General features: G+C 56.1%; 20 protein-coding genes and 2 pseudogenes. 11 read left to right on the top strand and 11 right to left on the bottom strand.

The features are described from left to right. Window positions 1-77: 77 nt before the first annotated feature. Window positions 78-624: pseudogene (locus tag AC07UB_RS23150) on the top strand (NAD(P)H-dependent flavin oxidoreductase); the annotation flags it as partial. Window positions 625-679: 55 nt separating this feature from the next. After that, window positions 680-1,474 carry an enoyl-CoA hydratase/isomerase family protein gene (locus tag AC07UB_RS23145; protein ID WP_494655156.1) on the top strand — a complete coding sequence of 265 codons (795 nt, stop codon included), beginning with the start codon at window positions 680-682 and terminating at the stop codon, window positions 1,472-1,474. Window positions 1,475-1,749: 275 nt separating this feature from the next. Here the strand turns inward: AC07UB_RS23145 and AC07UB_RS23140 are convergent, their stop codons facing one another. After that, window positions 1,750-3,507, bottom strand: a complete 1,758-nt coding sequence (locus tag AC07UB_RS23140; protein WP_494655158.1) for an FAD-dependent monooxygenase — start codon at window positions 3,505-3,507, stop codon at window positions 1,750-1,752. A 19-nt stretch (window positions 3,508-3,526) separates the two neighbouring features. Beyond that, on the bottom strand, window positions 3,527-4,384 hold the full coding sequence (locus AC07UB_RS23135) for a sulfurtransferase (protein WP_494655160.1): 858 nt from the start codon (window positions 4,382-4,384) through the stop codon (window positions 3,527-3,529). Between the two features lie 114 nt (window positions 4,385-4,498). On the opposite strand from AC07UB_RS23135, the gene AC07UB_RS23130 reads away from it, so the two are divergent. Then, a complete protein-coding gene (locus AC07UB_RS23130) occupies window positions 4,499-5,311 on the top strand; it encodes an IclR family transcriptional regulator domain-containing protein (RefSeq protein WP_494655162.1) in 813 nt (270 codons plus the stop codon). 157 nt (window positions 5,312-5,468) lie between these two features. Beyond that, window positions 5,469-6,422 carry a tripartite tricarboxylate transporter substrate binding protein gene (locus tag AC07UB_RS23125; protein ID WP_494655164.1) on the top strand — a complete coding sequence of 318 codons (954 nt, stop codon included), beginning with the start codon at window positions 5,469-5,471 and terminating at the stop codon, window positions 6,420-6,422. Window positions 6,423-6,790: 368 nt separating this feature from the next. Here AC07UB_RS23125 and AC07UB_RS23120 read toward each other — a convergent pair whose 3' ends face one another. Both AC07UB_RS23120 and AC07UB_RS23115 read right to left on the bottom strand, forming a co-directional pair. After that, entirely contained in the window at window positions 6,791-7,303 is a 513-nt protein-coding gene (locus AC07UB_RS23120) for a PTS sugar transporter subunit IIA (RefSeq protein ID WP_494655166.1), read from the bottom strand. A gap of 128 nt (window positions 7,304-7,431) precedes the next feature. Further along, on the bottom strand, window positions 7,432-7,917 hold the full coding sequence (locus AC07UB_RS23115; RefSeq protein WP_494655168.1) for a GreA/GreB family elongation factor: 486 nt from the start codon (window positions 7,915-7,917) through the stop codon (window positions 7,432-7,434). A 1,222-nt stretch (window positions 7,918-9,139) separates the two neighbouring features. Here AC07UB_RS23115 and AC07UB_RS23110 point away from each other — a divergent pair. The 7 genes from AC07UB_RS23110 (at window position 9,140) to AC07UB_RS23080 (ending at window position 15,748) form a co-directional block, all read left to right on the top strand. After that, window positions 9,140-9,835, top strand: a complete 696-nt coding sequence (locus AC07UB_RS23110) for an MgtC/SapB family protein (protein WP_494655169.1) — start codon at window positions 9,140-9,142, stop codon at window positions 9,833-9,835. Between the two features lie 44 nt (window positions 9,836-9,879). After that, window positions 9,880-10,086 (top strand): hypothetical protein, encoded by a 207-nt coding sequence (locus AC07UB_RS23105; protein ID WP_494655171.1) that lies wholly within the window; start codon window positions 9,880-9,882, stop codon window positions 10,084-10,086. Window positions 10,087-10,434: 348 nt separating this feature from the next. Next, window positions 10,435-11,703 carry a M20 family metallopeptidase gene (locus tag AC07UB_RS23100; RefSeq protein WP_494655173.1) on the top strand — a complete coding sequence of 423 codons (1,269 nt, stop codon included), beginning with the start codon at window positions 10,435-10,437 and terminating at the stop codon, window positions 11,701-11,703. Window positions 11,704-11,902: 199 nt separating this feature from the next. After that, window positions 11,903-12,838 (top strand): lactate/malate family dehydrogenase, encoded by a 936-nt coding sequence (locus tag AC07UB_RS23095; protein ID WP_494655175.1) that lies wholly within the window; start codon window positions 11,903-11,905, stop codon window positions 12,836-12,838. A 193-nt stretch (window positions 12,839-13,031) separates the two neighbouring features. Then, window positions 13,032-13,682, top strand: coding sequence for a trimeric intracellular cation channel family protein (locus tag AC07UB_RS23090; RefSeq protein WP_494655185.1), 651 nt, complete (start codon window positions 13,032-13,034; stop codon window positions 13,680-13,682). Between the two features lie 152 nt (window positions 13,683-13,834). After that, on the top strand, window positions 13,835-15,304 hold the full coding sequence (locus AC07UB_RS23085) for an MFS transporter (RefSeq protein ID WP_494655177.1): 1,470 nt from the start codon (window positions 13,835-13,837) through the stop codon (window positions 15,302-15,304). Window positions 15,305-15,373: 69 nt separating this feature from the next. Then, on the top strand, window positions 15,374-15,748 hold the full coding sequence (locus AC07UB_RS23080) for an integrase core domain-containing protein (protein WP_494655296.1): 375 nt from the start codon (window positions 15,374-15,376) through the stop codon (window positions 15,746-15,748). Window positions 15,749-15,918: 170 nt separating this feature from the next. On the opposite strand, the pseudogene AC07UB_RS23075 reads toward AC07UB_RS23080, so the two are convergent. From AC07UB_RS23075 to AC07UB_RS23045, 7 genes and pseudogenes are all read right to left on the bottom strand, one after another. Next, window positions 15,919-16,521 (bottom strand): annotated as a pseudogene (locus tag AC07UB_RS23075) (3-hydroxybenzoate 4-monooxygenase); the annotation flags it as partial. A gap of 220 nt (window positions 16,522-16,741) precedes the next feature. After that, entirely contained in the window at window positions 16,742-17,965 is a 1,224-nt protein-coding gene (locus tag AC07UB_RS23070) for an ABC transporter substrate-binding protein (protein ID WP_494655179.1), read from the bottom strand. Between the two features lie 16 nt (window positions 17,966-17,981). Continuing rightward, a complete protein-coding gene (locus AC07UB_RS23065; RefSeq protein ID WP_494655180.1) occupies window positions 17,982-19,193 on the bottom strand; it encodes a CaiB/BaiF CoA transferase family protein in 1,212 nt (403 codons plus the stop codon). A gap of 34 nt (window positions 19,194-19,227) precedes the next feature. Continuing rightward, window positions 19,228-20,379, bottom strand: coding sequence for an acyl-CoA dehydrogenase family protein (locus tag AC07UB_RS23060; protein WP_494655181.1), 1,152 nt, complete (start codon window positions 20,377-20,379; stop codon window positions 19,228-19,230). Continuing rightward, window positions 20,372-21,103 (bottom strand): FadR/GntR family transcriptional regulator, encoded by a 732-nt coding sequence (locus tag AC07UB_RS23055; RefSeq protein ID WP_494655183.1) that lies wholly within the window; start codon window positions 21,101-21,103, stop codon window positions 20,372-20,374. Before AC07UB_RS23055 ends, AC07UB_RS23060 begins: the two co-directional genes overlap by 8 nt. Window positions 21,104-21,232: 129 nt before the next feature. Continuing rightward, window positions 21,233-21,511, bottom strand: a complete 279-nt coding sequence (locus AC07UB_RS23050; RefSeq protein ID WP_494655189.1) for an integrase core domain-containing protein — start codon at window positions 21,509-21,511, stop codon at window positions 21,233-21,235. Window positions 21,512-21,844: 333 nt separating this feature from the next. After that, entirely contained in the window at window positions 21,845-22,003 is a 159-nt protein-coding gene (locus AC07UB_RS23045) for a winged helix-turn-helix domain-containing protein (protein ID WP_494655294.1), read from the bottom strand. Window positions 22,004-22,071: the final 68 nt, after the last annotated feature.

The following is a 22,071-nucleotide window of genomic DNA, read 5'->3' as shown; positions in this document are numbered from 1 at the left end:
GAAATACTGCATCTGGATCGGAACGCGGCCATGCAGTAATCTCCATCCCGCTGGTCCAAAATATCCATCAGGTCAGTTTCGAATGCGGTGGTCATCCTGGAGAAGATGATGTTCCAAACTTTATTCTGCTACCGCGAGCGGCGGACGAACTGACGATTCCATTTGTCGCTTCAGGGGGAATGGCAGACGGACGCAGTCTGGTAGCCGCATTGGCTATGGGCGCCGACGGTATGAATATGGGAACGCGATTCATTGCAACGAAGGAGGCACCCGTTCATCTGCGAGTTAAAGAAGCGATTTTGAATGCAACCGAGCTCGACACGCGTCTCATAATGAGGCCGTTGCGTAACACCGAACGCGTGCTTACCAATGCCGGTGTCGAGCGGCTCCTAGACAAGGAAAAAAAAACTTGGTCAGGCGATTACATTCGCCGACGTAGCGCCAGACGTTGCTGGTGTTTATCCAAAAGTCATGAGGGATGGCGATATGGATGCTGGCGGCTGGAGTTGCGGAATGGTCGTCGGCCTCATCAAGGACATTCCGACAGTCAAGGAGCTGCTGGATCGCATCATGCAAGAAGCCGAAGACATCATTACCGCACGCCTGAAGAGTATTGCCGCTTAATGCGCCATTGGGCTGTCTTTACTGTCTAATGAGCTAAAGCCAAGGAGATAAGCACATGACCGATCTTCTTCATGTGAAAGATAAAGGGCATGTGAGAACGATCACGCTGAATCGCCCCGATAAGAAAAACGCTATCAATCAACGTCTAGCATGGGAAATAATCAACGCTGTCGATGCTGCAGCGGTGGACGACAGCGTGTGGATCTTGGCAATCACCGGCTCGGGCGACTCATTTTGCTCAGGTCTCGATCTGTCTGATAGTGAGAAGTATTCATCGCTGACGCCCCAATCAGCTCAGCTCGACGATTTAGGTTGGGTCGGTCATTTCTTGCTTTCTATCCGGAAGCGTTGCGAGAAGCCGGTTGTGGGCGGCGTAAATGGCGTTGCTGTTGGCGCTGGCTTGGGCCTCGCAATGGCAGCGGACATGCGGCTCGTGAGCAAAAGCGCGCGACTGATGGCCGGATATACTCGCATAGGCGGCTCCCCAGATGCCGGCCTTACAATTACGCTTCCGCAAACGATCGGGTACGAGCGCGCCATGCGTTTTATGGCCGAAAACCGCAGTCTTAAGGGCGATGAAGCAGTAGCTTGGGGATTGGCCGGTGAGGTTGTCGCCGACGACATGTTTGCGGAGCGGCTGGATGCCTACTGCCAAGAGCTTTGCGCTTGGTCGCCGATAACTTTGCGCTTGTTGAAACGAGGGCTGGTCCGTTCGATGGAGAGCATTGATATGGAACAGCAACTGCGCCTCGAAGTCTCTAATATTCATCGTGCATTTGCGAGCGATGATGCGAAGGAAGCCCGTCAGGCGTTTCTCGAAAAACGGGCGCCGAAATTCGTCGGAACATAGAAAGATAGGTGCGTTTGCAGGTTCCGTTTAACTTTCGGGACAATCGTATGCTCTCCTCCCGAGCGTTTTGAGGATGCCCCGAGCACCTGGCTCTCTAAGCCAGGTTTTTCCTTAAGACACGGCTCGCATGCCACGGTTCTAAGCGCGTACGGCGACGATCATGTGGATGCAGACATGGCTGGCGGCGTGGGTGCGAGGGGGCATTCACGCCGTTAGTCTTTTGACGTGCTCACTACGGAATCTATCCTAGTGAGAGAACGTATATAGAGAGTTTTTCATCCAGCGCCGAGTGGCAACGCAAGCAAGTCGGTAGTCGATTTACCGGCATTAAGCCGACCAAAGGTGTAGCGGAAGGTTTCGTCGAGAAACTCGCGAGCGCTTGTTATTGGGCCATTAAATAGGCGCATGACAAACCCGTCAGGCCGGACCAGGACAGCGCCGTTTTCTCCCCCGTAAAGTTTATCAAATTTTGCATCCTGAGCCTCATACTCGCCTCCCGGGAGCACATCAATAAGTCTTATCGGGATGCCAGTCTCCTTGCGAAAGGCTTCGATCGCTTTGAACCAAGCTTCACGATCTTGAGATACTACGAGACCAAAGGATGTGCCCCATAGGTCGACCATGGACAATTTCTGGCCCCTTCTATCGCGGAGCCAAACGTGCGGAGCGCGGACACCCGGTACGGTGGTTTCCTCGTAATTGGTCAGGTCGGCCGTTGGCGCCACAGCATCGTCACGCATAACTGCTCGTGAATCATAAACTGTCCCAAGCTGGAAACCCGTATGCAAAACGGTGTTGTCTCCATGAGGATCAAACCGTTGCTGTAGGAATTGGCGACCGACGTCGCTCAATTCGCCCTGTGTGGCCAGTTTCGGCTCGCCGACGACGACCGACTGCATGATGCTCTGAAAGTGAAGAGAATTGTAGGTCGCGGCTTTCACGACCTGCCATGCTTTGGCTTTACGTTCGATCTCATAGGTGTCGAGTAGATCCTCTGACGCCAAGCCTTTAAAGACCATCGCCATCTTCCACGCGAGATTGTTGGAATCCTGCACACCGGAATTCGCCCCGTATCCGCCCCATGGGGAGTGCCAATGCGCGGCATCGCCAGCGAAAAAGACATTCCCTTCGCGCCAACGACGGAGCAGGCCTGTGGTGTAGTCAAATCGGTAAGTGCGAAGGATTTCGATTGGAATGTCCATGCCCAGAGCGCCGCGAATCCTCGCAAGGATTATCGTATCGTCCGGAACGGTGTCTTCGTCATGCCGGAAGCTGTAGCGCCAAACTCCGGTATCGGGATGTTTGCTGCCGAACCAGCCTGCGTAGCGTGGGTCAATTACGAATGAATGGAAGAACCCATCCCGGCCTAGCGTATCATCTAGCGACGCATTGAATTCTACAAGCACCTGATTGAGAAAGGCCGGTCCATGATCTTCGCCCTGACCGACACGATTCCGCACGAAACTGTGCGCGCCATCGCACGCCACCAGATAGCGCCCGCGGATCTCACGCTCGGCACCCGTACTTTCATTCCGGACGCGCACAGTGACGTGCGTGTCGGTTGGCCGAATATCAACGACGCGTGTGCTAAAGTGAATATCGGCGGACGGCCATCGGCGGGCTTGCTGACACAGCGCTGCTTCATAATCTGAAGCCGGGATCTTACGCGGATAGACAGGGGTCAGATCCTCCCACTTCTTGGCGTAGTCGGCTTCCTTGCCCGTTGTCGCCCGCACTTGGGCGACAGGACCGCGCGACACGTTGACGTAAACGCCCTGGCCATTCGACTTCTCGATTGACCACCCGCGCTTTTCTAGAAGGCTCCAGACACCCCACTGCCGGTAAAGTTCAGCGGTCTGTGCATGCACATATTGCCCTTTGGGCAAAGTTGTCGTATTCGCGCGCTTCTCGAAGAGGGTTGTACGGAGACCCCACCGCCCTAAGAGATAAGCGAGGGCGAGACCGACTGGGCCGCCGCCGCAAATGATGACGTCAACGTCGGTGTTCGATACAGGCCGGGGGATCACGTTCATGCGACACCTTAAAGTTTAATCATCGGACGAGCTGTTGATTGTATTCAGCGCTTTGTGCTAGGCGACGAGCGCTTTTGTTCCACTCGGACCAGGAGCCAACGTATAGCCGTGGCACTACGCCTGTGGCGGCGGCCATCGTCAGCACCTCTAGAGCGGACAAGACGCCACCGCCACAATAGACGACAACGTTGTCTTTGTTTGGCAGAACATCCGCGCCCGCATAAAGCTGACGGATCTCGGGTAAAGGACGGAGTTTTCGTGTGGGAGTCCACTGATCTGAGGCCGGCAGGTTTCGAGCGCGGGGGATGCATCCGGCCAAATAGGATGCTTCATCGCGCGCATCGATCAACGTTGTCTCCCCGTCAAGGCGCTCGACATCCTCCGCTTCGATCGTCGGCATATGGCCCGCACTCAGGTGGGCGGGCTTTGATGCCGGGTCACGCGCAATCTCGTCACCTTGCGCGACGGCACCTCCAGCCGCCATCCAGGCAGTGAGTCCACCATCGAGCAGACGGGCCTTCTGCACACCCGCCCATCTTAGGACCCACCAGCCGCGCGCCGCGAGTGCAGGCGTCGGTCCATAAATGATGATCTCGGTTTCGTTTCCTACACCCCAGCCATCAAGGTGGCGCTGCAAGCTCTGTATCGACGGAAGCGGCAAATTACCCGTGGTCTGGGTCGGCGGTGCCGCGAATACGTCGCGTATCTGGGCGTGAACAGCCCCAAAAATATGGCAGGTACGAAAGCTCGTCAGTTCTTCTTCCGGATCACCAAGTCTCACATCGATGAAAAGCCGCTCAGTGAACGGATGAGCCATCAGTTCTTCGGCCGACACGACGTTCGCGGATAAGTCGGCTGCTTCCATTTCAGCTGTCATCGTTGTCTCCGGCCTGCCTTCGCAAAGTTGACTTATGACCGCTTAGCGGTCAATATCATCCGCTAAACGGTTAAACTAAAAGTCATCGGATCCTAACTGTCAAGGCTTGTGGAAATGGCAACACCAGAGAGTGAGGCTTTCGTCCGGTCTCTCGCGCGAGGCCTGACGGTCATAGAAGTTTTAGGCCAAGCGCCCGGGCGCCATTCACTTGCCGATTTGGCAGATGCAACAAAGCTTCCGCGCACGGCGGTGAGACGCTTTCTCCTCACTTTGATCGATCTTGAAATCGTCCGCAGCGATGGAAAGCTGTACTGGCTTACACCCCGCGTACTTCGGCTGAGCCTTTCATATCTCTCCACGCTGCCTTACTGGCGCGAAGCGCAAGTCGCACTGGAAGAGCTTAGCGCAGTCAGCAAACAATCTTGTGCTCTTTCGGTCTTGGATGGCGAAGACATCGTCTACCTGCAGCGGCAACACGCTAAACGCATTCTCCCAGTTAGTCCTTCTCTTGGAAGTTTGATACCCGCTTACGCAGTATCAATGGGTCGCGTGCTCCTTTCAGGACTTCCGGACAATGAGCTCGATCAATTTCTTCGCAAGGTGAAGATGCGCAAGTTGACGAGTGTCACCATTACCGACCGCACGAGGCTGAAGGCTGAGATAATCAAAGTACGCAAGCAAGGATACGCATGGGGCGAGCGTGAGTTCGATGATTCGATCTGTGGGCTCGCCGTGCCTGTGCGTGACATGAATGGTGATGTGATTGCTGCAATCAACGTGAGCTTAGCCTCAGGCGAATTCACGCATAAAACAGCAGTTGAGCAATTTCTTCCAAAGTTATGGCATACGGCATCAAGACTACGCATGTCCGCGCCGGTTCACGACACAAAACACGCTCGACCGAGCAAGCCACTCACGCATTCATAGATCCTTCGATGCAGGCATGGCTGACAACAGCTTGCAGAGCTTGCAGATGATATCTACGATTTCACTAGGTGGTTATTTTGTTCTTCTGGCGAACTTTTAACATGTAGTAGACGAGGCGCATCGCTTCGACAGGGAGAAAGTTATGAGAGTTACCCGCATGCTTGCGACGATCGGTGTCACTTTCGGAATCGTTTACGCCACGTCGGCTCTGTCTTATCCGGTCAATCAAGTACAACTTACTGTGCCGTTTCCAGCCGGAGGCACGACCGATGTTCTTGCGAGAGAGCTGGGGGCTCGCCTCGGCAAAGAGCTCGACGTCACAGTTGTGATTCAAAATCGACCCGGCGCCAGCGCAACGGTGGGTACGCAGTTCGTGGCACGCTCCGCGCCTGACGGTTCACACATTTTGCTAGGCTCGACGCACCACGTCATCAATCCAACTCTGCAGAAAAGTCTGCCGTATGACACCAAGAAAGATTTCACAGAGTTAGCACTCGTCGCGCTTGTGCCTAATGCGTTGGTCGTCAACCCCGACTTGCCAGTTTACTCGGTCGCAGAGCTTATCAAGTATGCGAAGGCGAAGCCGGGCACATTGAATTTCGGGTCGCCCGGGGTCGGAAGCGCAAACCATCTGGCCGGGGAACTGTTCAAGTTGATGGCTGGAGTCGACATGATGCACGTGCCTTATCCGGGCGCTGCTCCAGCGATGGCCAATTTGATTGGCGGACATATCCAGGTGATGTTCGATTCACTGCCGACTGTTCTGGCGAACGCAGAAGCCGGAAAACTGAGGATACTTGCTGTGACGAACGGCGAGCGCGTCTCGTCTCTCCCCAATACGCCAACGATTGCTGAGGCCGGCAACCTTCCGGGCTATTCCGCATCGGCCTGGTTTGGTCTTTATGCGCCGGCTGGTCTTTCAGGCGAAGCTCGGACAGAGCTCGAGCGAGCGATGAAGAAGATCATGGCATCCGAGGATATGGCTCAAGCATTTAGAAAGCTTGGCGTCGAACCCGGGCATCTAACGGGTGCTCCATTCAAAGCATTCGTGAATGACGAAATTACAAAGTGGGGTAAGATCGTCGAGCTTTCGAAAGCCACTGGAAACTAGTCGTACATTGGTTTCGTGGCCTTCGTTTCGATGGCATGAGCGGCCGCGTTCGACCCTGTCCCTGTCGCAAACCTCATCCGGCTGGCGGTTGACCGAGAATCGGGCGATGCTGTCGTGTAATGAGAGACCTTTTCAGGCTCATTGGTTGGACGGTTGTCGATCTATTTCGGTCGCGGGCAGCGCTCGAGGCCGAGATTTGGACATAGCGGCAGCAAATCTGGCTGCATTCTGTCTCTCCACTCGAAGTCGTTGGGCCTCCATCTTTTCAGTGAGTCTTGGCGTATAGGTCCTTGTGCCATCGCCTCCAATCGGAGCCGCTTCTCGACGAGCTGTATCATGAGAATCGCCGTGGCAGCGTCAAATGCTGCTTATTGCGTCAAACCAGCGGCGTAAGCATCGCGCGACATTCGAGATTGAGCAGTCATCGAGAATCGCATCGGCTCGAAACACATGATTGCAAATGCCTCCGCAGGTGAGCGCGCCTCACGCAATGCTTCGCGCAGGAACTTGTAGCGAAACATTCTGGTGACGCTGGCCAAGGTTGGCAGGAAATGCTGGGTGTCGCGCCGAGGCCAGAGCAGTGCGAAAAGCAGGTCGACCTGACTGTCGTCCGGCGCGTCAAAATTGATCGGCGCGGACAACCGAGTCAATGAAGCGACCGGATGTGACAGGTCATGGAGCAGCGCATGAGGAACTGCGATTCCGTTCCCGAAGGCGGTTGATCCCATTTTTTCGCGAGCGAGAAGGCCGGACAGAATTTTCTTTTCCGTGATGCCGGCACGTTGCGCCAAACCAAAAGAAACTTTCGTCAGGGCCGGTTGCTTGCCTTTGGCAATGACGTTCAGCGCGATGTCATGTTCTGACAGCAGGTTCTCAATCATCGTATTTTCCTTGCGTAAGTTGCTCAGCGCTAGTCAGAGGTTGTCACATAACTAAATTTTCGATTCTATACGGCGCAGGTTCGGGAGAGCGACTGCAAATTTTAAAGGAAGTTGCGCAGATCGCAGAGTCATCTGTAAATTATCATCAGCGTGATCCAAATGACCAAAAGAGAAGCAGTGCATACGGCAACCGCGATTTCTCGTTGTATCGAGTTCCTGTTGATGCGAACAGCTTTGACGGTCACGACTTTGATTTGACCGTCAAAATCGACATACGGCATGCGCGAACCTTGATGCAGCCCTACAAGGGCCGCACCGATTGGCGACAACACCGACATATGGGTGTCGGCATGGATGCAATTTTCCGGCAGAACCAGAAGACGCCGCTGAACGATATTCGAGTCATCGACGGAAAATGTGACCCAGCTATTGACGGAGACAGCGAACGCAGGTGGTTCGCTCGAATCGTAAGGACTGGCGCGGTTTAATTCCGAAAGCAGGAAGCACGCGGCGGGATGACCAGCGCTTTTTGCTGAATGGGCGAGCCGCTGAAGACGGTGCAAGTCGGGTGTCCATATCTGCAGTGGAGGCGGGGCCCAGCTGACGACGTTCATTTTGCTCTCCTCGCATTAGACCGTGTGAAACTCGCGATGATGGTTATCGGTACCAGCGATGCGGCGCTCGCTTCGGACGGGGTGGATGTGCGCTGTCTGACGAGATTCTTCGGTCCGGGTTGTGCCTGCTGAAAACAAATGCCACCCAGGCTGCGAGCAGCAGTGACGCGCCTATCATGACGACCATGGTGTATTCCTCCCTTTGTCGCTTGTCGGCTCCAGCAGGCGAGAGCGATTCATCCGCAACGTCGATTGAATGACATTGCAGCCGGAATTTCCCGCGCAAATTCGCCTGTGACTGAAGTCACAAGTGTGATCAGATCTAAAATTTGAGTTGGATACTTGGTCTATCCCGGACAGCGCGAGCGTACGCGCTGCCGGGTCAGCGTCCTGACAGGAGCTGACCAGCGCGCAAACGTGACTGCCAACAATGTGAATCGCGGACCATTCTTGAAACCTATGGTCTCATGAAGAAAAGTCAATCTCGCGCGCCGATACAACAATTCGAGGGCGTCACCTAGATACCTGCCGCGAACGGAAGATCTCGATGCTGCGTTTCTGGCTGGGATGAATTTGCGAATGGCCTGAAGAAACGTGCAGCGGCAAAAGGGCGCGGTGCTGGCCGGCTGCTTGATTAAGTTCTGAATCCCACCACCTTAATGCTATGAGCATTCTGGCCCACCGTGAAAAACGCACTTGTCGCGCGGGCTGCCTGCAAATTGGCAGGTGACCCGGGCAGGCTTTCAGCCGCCCGGGGTCGAGAGTTCCATTCCCAAAACAGCATTCGTTGAGCGGATCGGCACGTCAGTGCTTCTGCATCTGCGTCCATGACATCCCAACCTCTGGGATTCCAGAGCGATTGGCATGGCTATTTCATGCAAAGGATCACGACTATGCGTAGCATTCAGACGTCAGCGCATGTAGCAGTCCCGCGTCGAAAGAACTTTGACACGATGTTTATGGTTCTGTCGGCGCTCGGCACCTGTGGCGTCATACTTTTGTGTCTGGCGGCGTCGGGAGCCTTCAACTGACCGCGATCAGCTTTCGGATCACAAGCAGGGTTTCAGATCTGGCAACCCGCGACGTCTGGACTGACAGTTGAACAGCTGTCGCTGTCTGCAATTTTGATGACAACAAGACGCCGTCAACTGGTATCGCACCTGGTGTTCCAGTTGACGTCGCTTGTGCCGTTGAATGGCGCTGTTGCGATAAGACATGAGGCATGATGTTCGATGAAACAGTAATCATTTTGACGAGGATTCTGGTCGCGTCTGCGATCGGCGCGGCCATTGGGTTCGAGCGGAGCTTTCACGGTCGCCCTGCCGGCTTCCGGCCCCACACGCTCGTCTGTGTCGCGTCCGCGCTTCTGATGCTTGTAACCGTGTTCCAGACCGGATGGGTCACGAATGTGCCGGCCGATGCAGTTCGCACGGACCCGACACGCATGGCGCAAGGCATCATGACAGGGATCGGATTCCTCGGAGCGGGCGTCATTTTCAAGGAAAGTCCAACGGTGCGTGGCTTAACGACGGCAGCGTCGATCTGGGTCACCGCAGCAATCGGCATCCTTGTCGGCATTGGATTTTACGTTCCAGCGATTGCCGGAGCCACTGTCACGCTGATCGTACTGTCTGGATTCCGTGCGCTCGAAAAGTACCTGCCGCGCGAAATCTATGTGGATCACAAGATCAAGTTCAAGCGTGAAAACGTGATTACGGAGACCTCGGTGCGTGAGTTGATTGGAGCCAACGGCTTCAAGATCGCGAATCTTTCGCAGCATCTCATGAACGATGGTCAGACGTTCGAGTACCGCATGATCATTAAGGGCAGGAATCTTCGCAATACCGAGAAGTTGTCGCGGCATCTGAGAGGGGTGAAGGAAATCCTGGAGTTCCGGATTGTGCCCGTTAACGAGTAAGGGCGCGCTTGCGCTCCAATGTCATCAACTGTGGAGGTTCATCTATGAAGAACGATCTGATTGTCACCACCGAGGATTCTTTCATGGAGGGCGCAATGTCGTCGTTCCCCGCCAGCGATCCTCCGTCCTACATGGCAGGGACTGCGATTTCGGGCGCGCCGTCCACGAAGGTGCAGATACGGAAACCCCGCCGCGCCTCGATCCGCCGCTCGCTTGCCATGCGGCGCAAATCACCGAAGTCAAAGGCGTGAGCAAGCAGCTTGCGCGAGGGCTATGAAGCGACGGCAGAATGGGTTGCACGTCAACTAACCGAGGCATTTCCCTGGGATGAGGCTCCGCGCTACATGATCCGAGATCGGGATCGCATCTTTGGCATCGTCGTCAGACGCCGATTGCGCGCAATGGGCATCCGGGACAGACCTACCGCACCAGCCTCGCCCTAAACCTTTCAATCCGATACCTGTCACCTTTATTTGAAGACGCTTTAAATGAATTGCGGCAAGCCTGATCCAGTGCAAGGTTTTCAGATCGAGATCGTTGCACAGGGCCTTCGATTGAGGAGCAAGCTATCGACCTCGCAAAGCCGAAAGGTCTGACTTATGAACAAGTCCCAGGCGATTTCTCCTAATGGCGCATTGCGCAACCTCGATGGCCTGCTTCCTGATTTGGAAGCGCTTTATAAAGATGTGCACTCACATCCAGAGCTCTCGATGCAGGAGACGCGCACAGCCGGCTTGGCGGCAGACCGTCTTCGTGCCGCTGGCTATGACGTCACAACGGGTGTCGGCAAAACCGGTGTCGTAGGGCTGCTCCGCAACGGCGATGGGCCAACGGTCATGCTGCGCGCCGACATGGATGCGCTGCCTGTCGAAGAGGCGACGGGGCTGCTGTATGCCAGTAAGGCAACGGCGACCGATCGAGAAGGAAAAACCGTGCCAGTCTCGCACATGTGCGGCCATGACATGCATGTGACATGGCTTGCGGGCGCCACGAAATTGCTCGCCGAGGCACGAACCACATGGCGCGGCACACTCATGGCGGTCTTCCAGCCCGGAGAAGAAACGGCGGAAGGCGCACAGGCCATGATCGACGATGGTCTGTTTAAGCGATTTCCCAAGCCGGACGTGGTGCTCGGGCAGCACGTCATGGTGGGACCGTCGGGCACTGTTGCCGGACGTGCAGGTGCCATAACCTCGGCGGCGGATAGCTTGCAGATTCGTTTGTTCGGGCGCGGTGCGCATGGATCGATGCCGCAGGCCAGCATCGATCCGGTCATCATGGCGGCGGCAACTGTGATGCGGCTTCAAACTATTGTTTCCCGCGAGGTGGCTGCCGCTGAAGCCGCAGTTGTGACCGTCGGGGCCTTGCAGGCCGGCACCAAAGAGAATGTCATTCCTGACGAAGCCATTATCAAATTGAATGTGCGGACATTCGATGCAGGGGTACGTACGCGTGTGCTTGCGGCGATCGAGCGGATCGTCAATGCCGAGGCTGAAGCTTCGGGGGCTCCGCGCAAACCCGAGATCACGACACTGGATCACTACCCGCTGAATGTGAACGATCGCGATGCAAGCAAGCGGGTGGTCGATGCTTTCCGAGGGCATTTCGGCGCGGAGCGGGTTCGCGAAACAGGACCAGCGCCGGCCAGCGAGGATTTCGGATCGTTCGGGTCCGAATGGCATTCCCCGTCAGTCTTCTGGTTCGTGGGCGGCACGGACCCGGCTCTCTATGCGAAAGCCAAGGCGGCCAATCGGCTGAATGAGCTTCCTGTCAATCACAGTCCGAAGTTCGCGCCGGTCCTCCATCCGACTTTACGAACCGGCGTCGAGACACTGGTTGTCGCGACGCAGGCGTGGCTGTCGGCATAGGATGCGTCGCGTTGGCGGGTCTGCCTCAAAACAATGGGTACCCCCCAAGACGCGACGATCGGTTGCGGCGACGTCGGATGGCTGCATCCCCTATGGCGCGTGCATCCAATAGACCAGTTGACGGGGGAGCGGCGACGATGAGACGCCCATTGAAGCTGTAAGTTTTCCTGACGTCGAAACTGCACGATGGAAAGAGCCTGTGAAACTCGGCATCGTCGGCACCGGAAATGTGGGCTGCGCTATCGCACTTGCGGCTGTGGTGCGCGGCAGTGCGCGCGAGATCGTGCTTGTGAACCGCACCCACAAGACGGCGGAGGCGGTTGCGACCGACATCCGCTACGGAACGCCGCTTGGCCCCAAGGTAGATATCAGGGGCGGTGACTACGACGCGCTTGCTGATGCGGGTGTGGTGCTCATTACTGCCGGCGTTAACGAAAAGACGGGAGGTGCCACCGACCGCAACGATCCGCAGGGTCGGCTTAAGCTCCTTGACAAGAATGCCGCTATCTATCGCGACATCGTTCCGCAAATAGTGCATGCCGCGCCCAGCGCGGTGCTGGTCGCCGTCACCGATCCGCCCGATCCGCTCGCCGATATCGCACGCGAAGTGGCCGGCCATGATCGAGTGTTGAGCGCAGGCACCTTCCTCGACAGCCTGCGTTTCCGCGTGCATCTCGGAAAGTATTTTGGCGTCGATTCCAAGCATGTGGAGGCGCAGGTCATCGGTGATCATGGCACCTCACAGGTGTTCCTGTGGTCGTCAGCGACAATCGGAGGCATACCGCTGCCACAGCTCCTGGAGGAGCGCGGCGAGAAGCTTGATGATTTGCGTATGCACGTCGAAAAGGACGTGCGCTATGCCAACATCACTATTATCGAGGGGCATGACGCGAGCCAGTACGGCATCGGTATCGTATCGACGCGGATTGCGGAAATGGTGCTGCGCGATGAGCGTACGGTAATCCCGATCGGCAGTTTCCAGCATACGTTCGGCGTGACACTCTCGCTGCCAAGCATAATCGGCCGCGCGGGCGTGATCTCGGTGCTGCAGCCGAATCTGTCGGCTGAGGAACGCAGCGCACTGGAAGGGAGCGCGGAGAATTTGAGAAAAGCGCTGGAGATAGTCAGGCAATAGTCAGCAGAAATGGGCAGCGCCACGACATTCGTCACGCCCTATTTGTACTGAACAGAAGCTTCGCTATGGTGGCAAGCGAACATGACTTGAAGCGTCGAACCTTCTTATTGAACGCAGGGGCAGTCGCGGCTGTCCCGTCGTTCGTAGCGAGAAGCGAAGCGCTCGTACATAACCTGGCTTGAGGAAGGTCATCATGGGGTCGCTTCCGTATGTGCTCGATCTCGCGGGCACATTTGTTTTTGCGCTGAGTGGAGCGATGGCTGGCGTCAAGCGCAAGCTGGATTTGTTTGGCGTCCTGGTGCTTTCTTTTGTGGCCGCAAATACCGGGGGAATTATCCGGGACATTTTGATTGGTGCCGTTCCGCCGGGGGCCATCAACGATTGGCACTATCTTGGCGTCTCTCTCGTCGCCGGACTCGTCACATTCTATTTTCCATCCGTGATTGTTCAGCGGTGGAACCCGGTGCTGCTATTTGATGCCGCCGGATTGGCTCTCTTCGCGGTCTCCGGAGCACACAAGGCTCTTGGGTATGGGCTGAACCCGATCATGGCAACTTTGCTTGGCATGTTGACAGGAATAGGTGGCGGCATGGCGCGCGATGTTCTGTTGGCCGAGGTCCCTACCGTGTTGCGTTCCGACCTTTATGCTGTCGCGGCACTCGTTGGAGCAGCGATCGTCGTGATCGCAAATATGCTGCATCTTCCGTCCGGACTGGCGGCACTTGTTGGAGCGGCGCTCTGCTTCGGCCTCCGCGTCCTTGCGATCAGACAGGGCTGGCGGCTTCCGGTCGCCGCGGCGGACAGGCGACGTTCCAGGGACACTGATACGGCGGGCGAACCGTAACCGCAGGAAGTCGGTGTTCGCATGAGGACTGTATCCGGCGACAATGAATAGAAAGGCCGCCGGGAATTGAAGATGGAATAAGTAAGCGTACTCGTGTCGGTCTCTTTGTTGTAACTGCAGTATCGATTCACCAAGCCACTTCAGGAGCGAGCATGAACGCATCGAACAACAGTTCAATAGAGGCTCCTCACTATCGCGGGGATGACAAGCTCATTCTCTGCATTGTCCTTGCGGTTGTTACGTTTTGGCTGTTTGCACAGACGACATTGAACGTCGCGCCCGCCATGCGGAGCGATCTGCAGATCTCCGAGGGCGTGAGCAACATTGCCGTCAGCATCACGGCGCTGTTCTCCGGGATTTTTATTGTCGTGGCGGGCGGCCTGGCCGATCGACTGGGCCGCGTGAAGCTGACCAATATCGGTCTCGCGCTCAGCATCCTGGGTTCGCTGTTGATCGCCCTCTCGCCGACCGGAACTGCGACGTTTTTGATGGTTGGGCGCGTTGTACAAGGTGTCTCGGCAGCTTGTATCATGCCGGCGACACTCGCTTTAATGAAAGCTTATTTTGACGGCAAAGAGCGCCAGCGCGCGCTAAGTTTCTGGTCCATCGGCTCGTGGGGTGGCTCGGGTCTCAGCTCCCTTTTTGGTGGCCTCGTGGCCTCGACTATCGGATGGCGATGGATCTTCTGGATGTCGATCGCCGTTGCAGTCTTGAGTGTTCTTCTGCTCCGGGGCACCCCTGAGAGCAAGGTTGAAGCGACGGCGCGACGGTCTTTTGACTGGTCAGGCTTGATCGCATTTATCGTTGCGATGGTGGCGCTGAACATTGTCATTGGACAGGGGGCTACCTTGGGATGGTTGAGTCCCATGGTTTTGATTCTGACCGTCGTGTTCCTCGTCGCAGTTGTTTCTTTTTTCAAAATCGAAACTGGCAATGTGAACGGCTTCGTCGACCTCACGCTTTTCGGTAACAAAACTTTCAGCGGTGCGACCTTGTCGAATTTCCTGCTCAACGGGGCTGCTGGCACTTTACTTGTCGTATTGACCCTCGTTCAGGAAGCCGCCGGTCTATCATCGCTGCAATCGGGATTGTTGACCGTTGGATATCTGGTAGGCGTGCTTGCCACGATCCGTGTTGGTGAGAAGCTGCTGCAAAGGATGGGCTTCAGAAAGCCGATGCTGCTAGGTTGTTGGATTACCGGCGCTGGCATCCTCTTAACGGCCTTTACCTTCCTGCTGGCGGGCGAGTACCTCATCGTTGCATTTGTGGGGTTCACACTGTTTGGCGTCGGATTGGGATTATACGCGACCCCTTCAACCGACGCAGCGCTGTCCAATGTTCCGCAAGAGAACGCGGGCTCAGCCTCTGGCATCTACAAGATGGCGTCGTCTTTGGGCGCGGCCTTCGGCGTCGCAATTTCCGCGGCAATCTTTGCCGGGGTCAGTCATATGGAAGGGTTCGTTCCTTTCGCGGAGATCGCGATGGGGCGGACCGATAATATCAACGTTCGGTATGCGGCGGCGGTGGCGCTGATGTTCAATGTGCTCATGGTGGTTATCGCTATCGTCGCAATCGTGATGACGGTTCCAAAGCAGATTCATCAATCGGATGAAGCGCGGTGAGGCCCCTCGCTACCTCATTCGCGATCGTGACCACATCTAGGGCGCCGTCGTCACACGCCGGCTGCGTGAATCCGCGACAGGCCGACCGCACCAGCCTCGCCCTGGCAGAATGGCTTTGCCGAACGCCTGATCGGATCGATCAGGCGCGCGTGTCTGGACCATGTGGTGATCTGGGGCGAGGCGCATTCGCGTCGGGTCCTGAAATCCCATGCCGACTATTACAACGGCGTCAGAACGCATCGATCTTTGAACAAGGATGCGCCGGTCGCTTCCACACAAGGAGGTAAAGGCGCCGAGGGTGGCCATCAGCCCGGCTGTCACTTCCTCCGCACCCCAACCGACCAATACCGGCGCGCCCATGCAAAGGGCGGCGCGTGCCGCGAATGGCCGGCGGCGGCCGGATGGGCGCAACTTGAACAGTGCGCTTGCCCGAAAGGAAGGTGACGGCGGCACGGGCGGGGTCAATGGATTATTTGAGCCGATTCATTGTCTGATCGTAGTCGGGCCACCTTAAGCCGCTCCAGCCGATGAGGCGGCCATTGATCAGACGTCGAACGCAGGGAGTTTGGGCGAGCAATTGCCGGCTTCGCCTCCAGCGCGGAAATACCTAGGAACTACGGATAGTGCTTTGTTGGTCCGCTATAGACGGCACCGACCGGCATCATAAATCCGCGAAAGAAGGCAGCAAGTTCCTCATGCGCATCTAGCGGAAGGACATTCGCTACGAATTGATCCGGCCGCACCACGACGATGCATCCGGCCGACCTGTCGATGCCTCGCTGCTCGAAAATATCGTCGTCGCTTTTTTTGTCTGGGCAGAACGCCTTCTCGTAGTCGATCAAGCCGAACCGGCCCTTGCGCGGCCGTAGCAGGTCCGGAATCGCATCACAGGCGAGATCGCGATGGGCCTGTTGAAAGACGGCGCGCACATCGATCACCGAATCGACATCTTTTGTGGTCGGGGTGTGCACCCTGACAGGCGAGTGATCAGACCGGCCAAGAAAATCGCATAGCGCGCGTAGGCGCGACGCAGGATGATCCGGCGTCTTATCGTCGGCAAACAGGAATAGGCGCCAGCGGCCGTCCGCCTTCATTACATGGCCGAGATGAAGCGGCTTGGCGTCGGCCAGCCTAATTACACGCGCCGAGTGAAAGCGCATGCCGACGACAAAGCCCGTCGCAAGATGCTGATATGTGGGCGCGGCCGAGATCAGCGACGGCCCATAGTGATCAAATTTCCTACGCCTTCTAGCTCTCCTGCGCGCCGCATCTGCAAACGCGCCCCGTCATTGCATTTGAGGCTCGACTTTCCGTCTAGCGATCGTGATATGAAAATCTGATCGTGCGACGGACTGAACGGGCCCGGATTCGCGGAATGGCCGTTATGGAATGACGCGGGAAACAACATTGCAATAGCTCGGTTCGATGCATTGCGGGTCAATGCTCTTTTAAAAGCGGACATTCGCTCTCAGACAGCGGGCGGAATGCGTTCTCGCCAGGAATTGTTGCGACGACTTTCATAAGATCCCATTCGCCCTTTGATTCCTCGGGGGGTTTGGTTCCAAGAAGATACATGTCCCGGATCACTCGGCCATCTTTGCGCAATTTTCCGTTCTTGGTCATAAAATCGTTGATGGGCATGTCCTTCATTTTTGCCATGACCACTTTAGCTTCCTTGGTGCCAGCGGCCTGAACTGCTTTTAAATAGTGCATCGCGGCGCTGTAAGTTCCGGCTTGGACCTGCGTCGGGGGCTGGCCGTATTCTTGCCAGAACCGCCTGGAAAAGGCGCGGGTTTCGTCATTCTGATCCCAGTAAAATGCTTCGACGAACTGAAGTCCTTGTGTCGCCTTCAACCCAAGCGCATGAATCTCCGTCACCTGCATAAGCAGGCCGACCATGCGTTGTTCTTTTCCTATGCCAAATTCTGCACCCTGCTTGAGCGCGTTGATCGTATCGGCGCCCGCATTTGCGACGCCGATGATTTGCGCCTTCGAGCTCTGTGCTTGCAACAAGAACGAACTGAAGTCCGACGAGCCGATCGGATGCCGGACAGCGCCGATTACCGTTCCGCCAAGCGCCTTCACAAAGTAGGCGGCGTTGGCTTCCAGCGCATGTCCGAAGGCATAGTCGGCTGTGATGAAGTACCAGCTTTTGCCGCCTTGCCGCACAACGGCGCTCGCTGCGCCTTTTGCAAGTGCATATGTGTCGTAAACCCAATGAGCTGAATTTGGCGAGCAGGCTTTTCCTGTCAGGTCCGCTGTCGCCGGCGTTGTCGCCAGAGTCATCTTGTTCTTCTCAAGCGCCAGCTTCTGAACGGCGAGGGCGGCTCCTGAACTCCCCATGCCGAGAATGACATCGACATGGTCGACATCGAACCATTTCCTCGCAGTGGCCATGCCGATATCGGGCTTGTTTTGAAGATCGGCCGAAACCAGTTCGATCGGCTTTCCAAACAAGGTCCCGCCGAAATCCCTGATCGCCATTTTGACTGCGAGCACGTTGCCCTGTCCGGAATTTTCGGCATAAGGGCCGCTCATATCGTCAAGGACGGCGAGCTTGACCGGTTCGTCGGGGACCTGAGCGATTGCATCGCCACTGAGAAAATACAGCAGCATGACGAATGATTGCATCCCAACGCAGGCCACTAATTTTCTCAGCATGGTGTTCCTCCTTTTGTTACGCGGCCTTTCCGGCCATTATCACGCCTTGTGTGAGAAGTGCGTCCACTGTTTCTTGCTCGATCCCGGCCTCTCTCAAGACTTCCACAGTGTGCTCGCCAAGTTGCGGAGCATGACGCGTGGAGACCGGCTGCGAGGCAGACCATTCGGTTGGGATTGCAATGTCCTTGATCGGCCCTTCCGACGGGTGATTTACCGTTGTGATATAGCCGATCGCGTTAAGATGCTGGTCGGTCAGGATGTCATCGAGCGAATGCATTTTCGCGACTGGGATATCGGCCTTCGTGAACAGCGCGATCCATTCCGCGGTCGTTCTGGTTGCGAGCACGCCGGCCAAATAGCCATAAACCTCGTCGATATGTTTCAGTCGCTCGTTTTGGGACGAGAACCGGATATCGGTTTCGAAAATCTGCGGCTGACCGATCACATCGAAGAAACTGCGCCAGTGTTTGTCGGAATAAACGAGCGTACAGACGTAGCCGTCGGCGGTTCTGTGCGGACGGCGGTTGTGCGCGAGGCTTCGTTGATAGCCGAGGTCTCCAACAGCCGGTTCGAAAGCGGACCCCGCGAGGTGTTCGCCGAGAACGATCGACAGCAGGCCTTCATACATCGGCACATCGACGCGCTGCCCAATGCCCGTCACATCCCGATGATGCAGGGCGGCGAGCGTCGCGAAGGCGACCTGCAATCCGACGATCCTGTCGGCCAGGATGATCGGGGCGTATCGAGGCTCTTGCGCTCCTGCTTTCATTGAAAGCCAGGGCAGGCCGGACATGCCTTGAATGAGATCGTCGTAGGCCGGCCGCGCCGCATATGGTCCGCGCTGGCTGAACCCGAACGCGCCGACATAGATGATTTTCGGATTGACCTTGTAAATGTCTTCGTACGAAAGGCCGAGCCGGGCCATCGCTTTGGGGCGGATATTGTAAAGGATGATGTCCGCATCCTTCGCAAGTTTCAAAAAAATCTCGCGACCGGCTGCCTTTTTCAGATCAATGACGACCGAACGCTTGCTCCGATTGGTCGAAAGATAAAGATGGCCCATCCCCGGATTCTTCATGGGACCCGACAGACGCATCACATCGCCGTCCGGCGATTCGATTTTCACCACGTCGGCGCCGTGGTCGCCGAGCAATTGACAGGCGTAAGGGCCCATCACAACGCTCGTGAGGTCGAGTACGCGAATATGGTCCAGCGGTCGGCTTTTCATCCGTCTCTACTCGTTGGTGCGCGTCTGACGGACTCTAGGCTGCATGCTGCTTCAGCATCTCTCGCGCTATGACTAATTGCTGTATCTGGCTCGTGCCTTCGTAGATCCGCAGCAGGCGGGCATCGCGGAATAATCGTTCAATCGGATACTCCTTGATGTAGCCGTAGCCTCCATGAATTTGCAGGACGCGGTCCGCGATCCGGCCCAGCGCTTCCGTCGTGAAGTACTTGCAGCACGCTGTTTCCTTCGTCACAGGCCGTCCGTCGTCGCGCATCCGCGCGACGCGCTCGACCATTGCCCGCGAAGCCAATGCCTCGGCCGCACAGTCAGCCAGCATCCCTTGGATCAACTGAAACTGTGAGATTGGCTTGCCGAACTGCACGCGATCGGACGCGTATCGCAAACCTTCGTCGATCAGCCGCTCGCTCAATCCCGTGGCGACGGCAGACATATGGAGCCGCGCATGGTCCAATGACCGCATTGCGGTCTTGAAGCCCACGCCTTCTTGACCGCCGAGCAGTGCGTGCGCCGGCACCCGGCAGTTTTCAAAAATAACGTCCGCGGTGTGGGAGCCGCGAAACCCCATCTTTTTGTTGCGCGGTCCAATGGTGATGCCGGGTGGTTCCCTTTCGACGAGAAAAGCGGATATGCCGGATGTCTTTTGTTGTTTCGAATCGGTTCGGGCAAATACGGTGAAGATGTTGGCATGTGGCGAATTGGTCGTGAACCGCTTAGTGCCGTTGATGACGTAGTGATCGCCATCACGCGTTGCCTTGGTCGTCAAAGCCCCAGCGTCGGACCCAGCTCCGGGTTCGGTCAGGCAGAAAGACGCGATGCAATCTCCAGTCGCGATGCGTGGCAAATATTTTTGTCGCTGCTCTTCGGTGCCATCAATAATTATGCCCAGCGTGCCGACGCCGTTGCTGGTCCCGAAATAGGATCGGAACACCGGAGAGGCGTAACCGATTTCGCAAACGACGCTCACTTCTTCGAACATCGACAGACCGAGGCCGCCGTATTGCTCCGGAATCGTCATACCGAAATAGCCAAATTCCTTTAGCTTCGAGACGATGTGATCCGGAATTTCGTCGTGCTCCTCGACCCATTCCTCGGATGGAATGAGATCGTCGCGGACAAATCGCCTGGTTTGATCCACCATCGATTGCAGAGTGTCGACATCAACCATGAAGGTCTTCTCGTGATTTTGGTTTAACGTTTGCTGCTTTGACGTAGTGCTGGTGCAGCACCTTGAGATGCCGCTCCATTTCCTTGATGGCCTGCGCAGAGTTGCGATCCCGCAGGTGCTTCAGGACCCGGCGACGCGATTTGATGACGTCGACACCCATGACGGATCCGACCTCCGCGATGAAGTCTCTCAGGATGTTCATGAGGGACTTCATCATCATGATGAGAACTGGATTGCCCGTCAGTTCTGCCAGCAGGATATGAAATTGAACGTTTAACTGCGTTTTCGTCGCCAAATTACCGGCCAGCGTTTCGCGTTCCGCCGCGTTAATATTGTCTTCGAGGGCTTGCAGATCTGCTTTGTCGGCGATTTCGCAGGCGACCTTTATCACCGCCGATTCAATGGCCAGCCGAGCGTCGGTGAGTTGAGCGAGCGAGATTCCCCCGACCTCGACCATCCCGCGCATGATCTTGGTGAAGGGCTGGGAATCTTTAGCGACAAACGCTCCGCCCGCTGCACCTTTCTTCAACTCAAGTTGCCCGACGGATTCGAGCGAACGAAGAGCTTCTCGCACCACATGCCGGCTCACCCCGAACGCGGAAGCCAGCTCCCGCTCGTTAGGAAGCTTTTCACCTGAAGCCAGTGCACCAGATTGGATCTGCTCCCCGATTTGATGGGAGATTTTCTCAAAAAGTCGGGTGCTTTTGACGGTCAAGAAATCCATTTCTGTCCAATACATGAATGATTGGACCAATGCAACCGGTAAAGTATGTTCAATTGCGCGACCGCGACATGAGTTGCAATTTTTGAGTGTCCCTGTCGTAAACCTAGTCAGGCTGGCTGTACCGAAAACCTAGACACGGGCGTAGTGGTGATGCAGTCCGCCCAGAATGGCGCGTGAACAAATGACACCGGTTCGCTGAACCGACCTAGAGACCGGCGCATCCTTGTCCAAAGATCGATGGGTTCTGACACGGTTGTAATATTCGGCATAAGATTTGAGTATCCGGCGCAGATGCGCCTCGCCCCAGATCACCACGTGATCCAGACACTCGCGTCTGATCGATCCGATCAACCGTTCGGAAAAGCCATTCTGCCATGGCGAGGCTGGTGCAGTGGGCTTGTCCCGGATGCCATGGCGCGCAGGCTCCCTTCGGTATTAGCCTAACCGGAAAACTCTCATTCAGATTGGTCCAAACTTCTCAATGCAGACCAGAACATATAGCTTCCTTCAATTGGCTCACGAGTAAATCAGCTCCGCGCAGCGTTGGAGCACCCGTAGCTTGTGGCCTACATCGCGCCTGAATTTATGCTCGCGGTCATCCTTCCTGCCCTTGAGGCTCAAGAGAAAGGATGTCTCGTAAGTCCGTACATTCCTGCGGCTCATAAGTACGTTTACATTACACCGAGCTCACTTTCTCACAAAGCCTGATCCAAGAAAGTCGGTCAGTTCAGCGTGAAGATGCTAATGCTGGAGGTGCGGCTTCCAGATCACAGGTGCGGTGAACATGTAACCGCCTCCGTAGATGGTCTTGATCAGAGAAGGGTCTTGTGCGTCGTCATTCAGACGTTTTCGCAGGCGTGATATTCGTGCGTCTATCGTCCTGTCGTAGGGTGACCTGATGGATATTTTGGACCAGCGGGATGGAGATTACTGCATGGCCGCGTTCCGATCCAGATGCAGTATTTCCG

The organism is Afipia sp. GW821-FHT04G03, from assembly GCF_059419985.1.
Note: the sequence above shows the minus strand (reverse complement) of the source record. Positions and strands in the feature narration are given on the sequence as shown.

Excerpts from the sequence above, each read along its gene's own strand:
- AC07UB_RS23060 (WP_494655181.1), bottom strand. The coding sequence starts at position 20,379 with ATGGTTGATGTCGACACTCTGCAATCGATGGTGGATCAAACCAGGCGA.
- AC07UB_RS23055 (WP_494655183.1), bottom strand. The coding sequence starts at position 21,103 with ATGGATTTCTTGACCGTCAAAAGCACCCGACTTTTTGAGAAAATCTCC.
- AC07UB_RS23130 (WP_494655162.1), top strand. The coding sequence starts at position 4,499 with ATGGCAACACCAGAGAGTGAGGCTTTCGTCCGGTCTCTCGCGCGAGGC.
- AC07UB_RS23140 (WP_494655158.1), bottom strand. The coding sequence starts at position 3,507 with ATGAACGTGATCCCCCGGCCTGTATCGAACACCGACGTTGACGTCATC.
- AC07UB_RS23110 (WP_494655169.1), top strand. The coding sequence starts at position 9,140 with ATGATGTTCGATGAAACAGTAATCATTTTGACGAGGATTCTGGTCGCG.
- AC07UB_RS23085 (WP_494655177.1), top strand. The coding sequence starts at position 13,835 with ATGAACGCATCGAACAACAGTTCAATAGAGGCTCCTCACTATCGCGGG.
- AC07UB_RS23135 (WP_494655160.1), bottom strand. The coding sequence starts at position 4,384 with ATGACAGCTGAAATGGAAGCAGCCGACTTATCCGCGAACGTCGTGTCG.
- AC07UB_RS23090 (WP_494655185.1), top strand. The coding sequence starts at position 13,032 with ATGGGGTCGCTTCCGTATGTGCTCGATCTCGCGGGCACATTTGTTTTT.
- AC07UB_RS23120 (WP_494655166.1), bottom strand. The coding sequence starts at position 7,303 with ATGATTGAGAACCTGCTGTCAGAACATGACATCGCGCTGAACGTCATT.
- AC07UB_RS23125 (WP_494655164.1), top strand. The coding sequence starts at position 5,469 with ATGCTTGCGACGATCGGTGTCACTTTCGGAATCGTTTACGCCACGTCG.
- AC07UB_RS23105 (WP_494655171.1), top strand. The coding sequence starts at position 9,880 with ATGAAGAACGATCTGATTGTCACCACCGAGGATTCTTTCATGGAGGGC.
- AC07UB_RS23100 (WP_494655173.1), top strand. The coding sequence starts at position 10,435 with ATGAACAAGTCCCAGGCGATTTCTCCTAATGGCGCATTGCGCAACCTC.
- AC07UB_RS23115 (WP_494655168.1), bottom strand. The coding sequence starts at position 7,917 with ATGAACGTCGTCAGCTGGGCCCCGCCTCCACTGCAGATATGGACACCC.
- AC07UB_RS23065 (WP_494655180.1), bottom strand. The coding sequence starts at position 19,193 with ATGAAAAGCCGACCGCTGGACCATATTCGCGTACTCGACCTCACGAGC.
- AC07UB_RS23145 (WP_494655156.1), top strand. The coding sequence starts at position 680 with ATGACCGATCTTCTTCATGTGAAAGATAAAGGGCATGTGAGAACGATC.
- AC07UB_RS23070 (WP_494655179.1), bottom strand. The coding sequence starts at position 17,965 with ATGCTGAGAAAATTAGTGGCCTGCGTTGGGATGCAATCATTCGTCATG.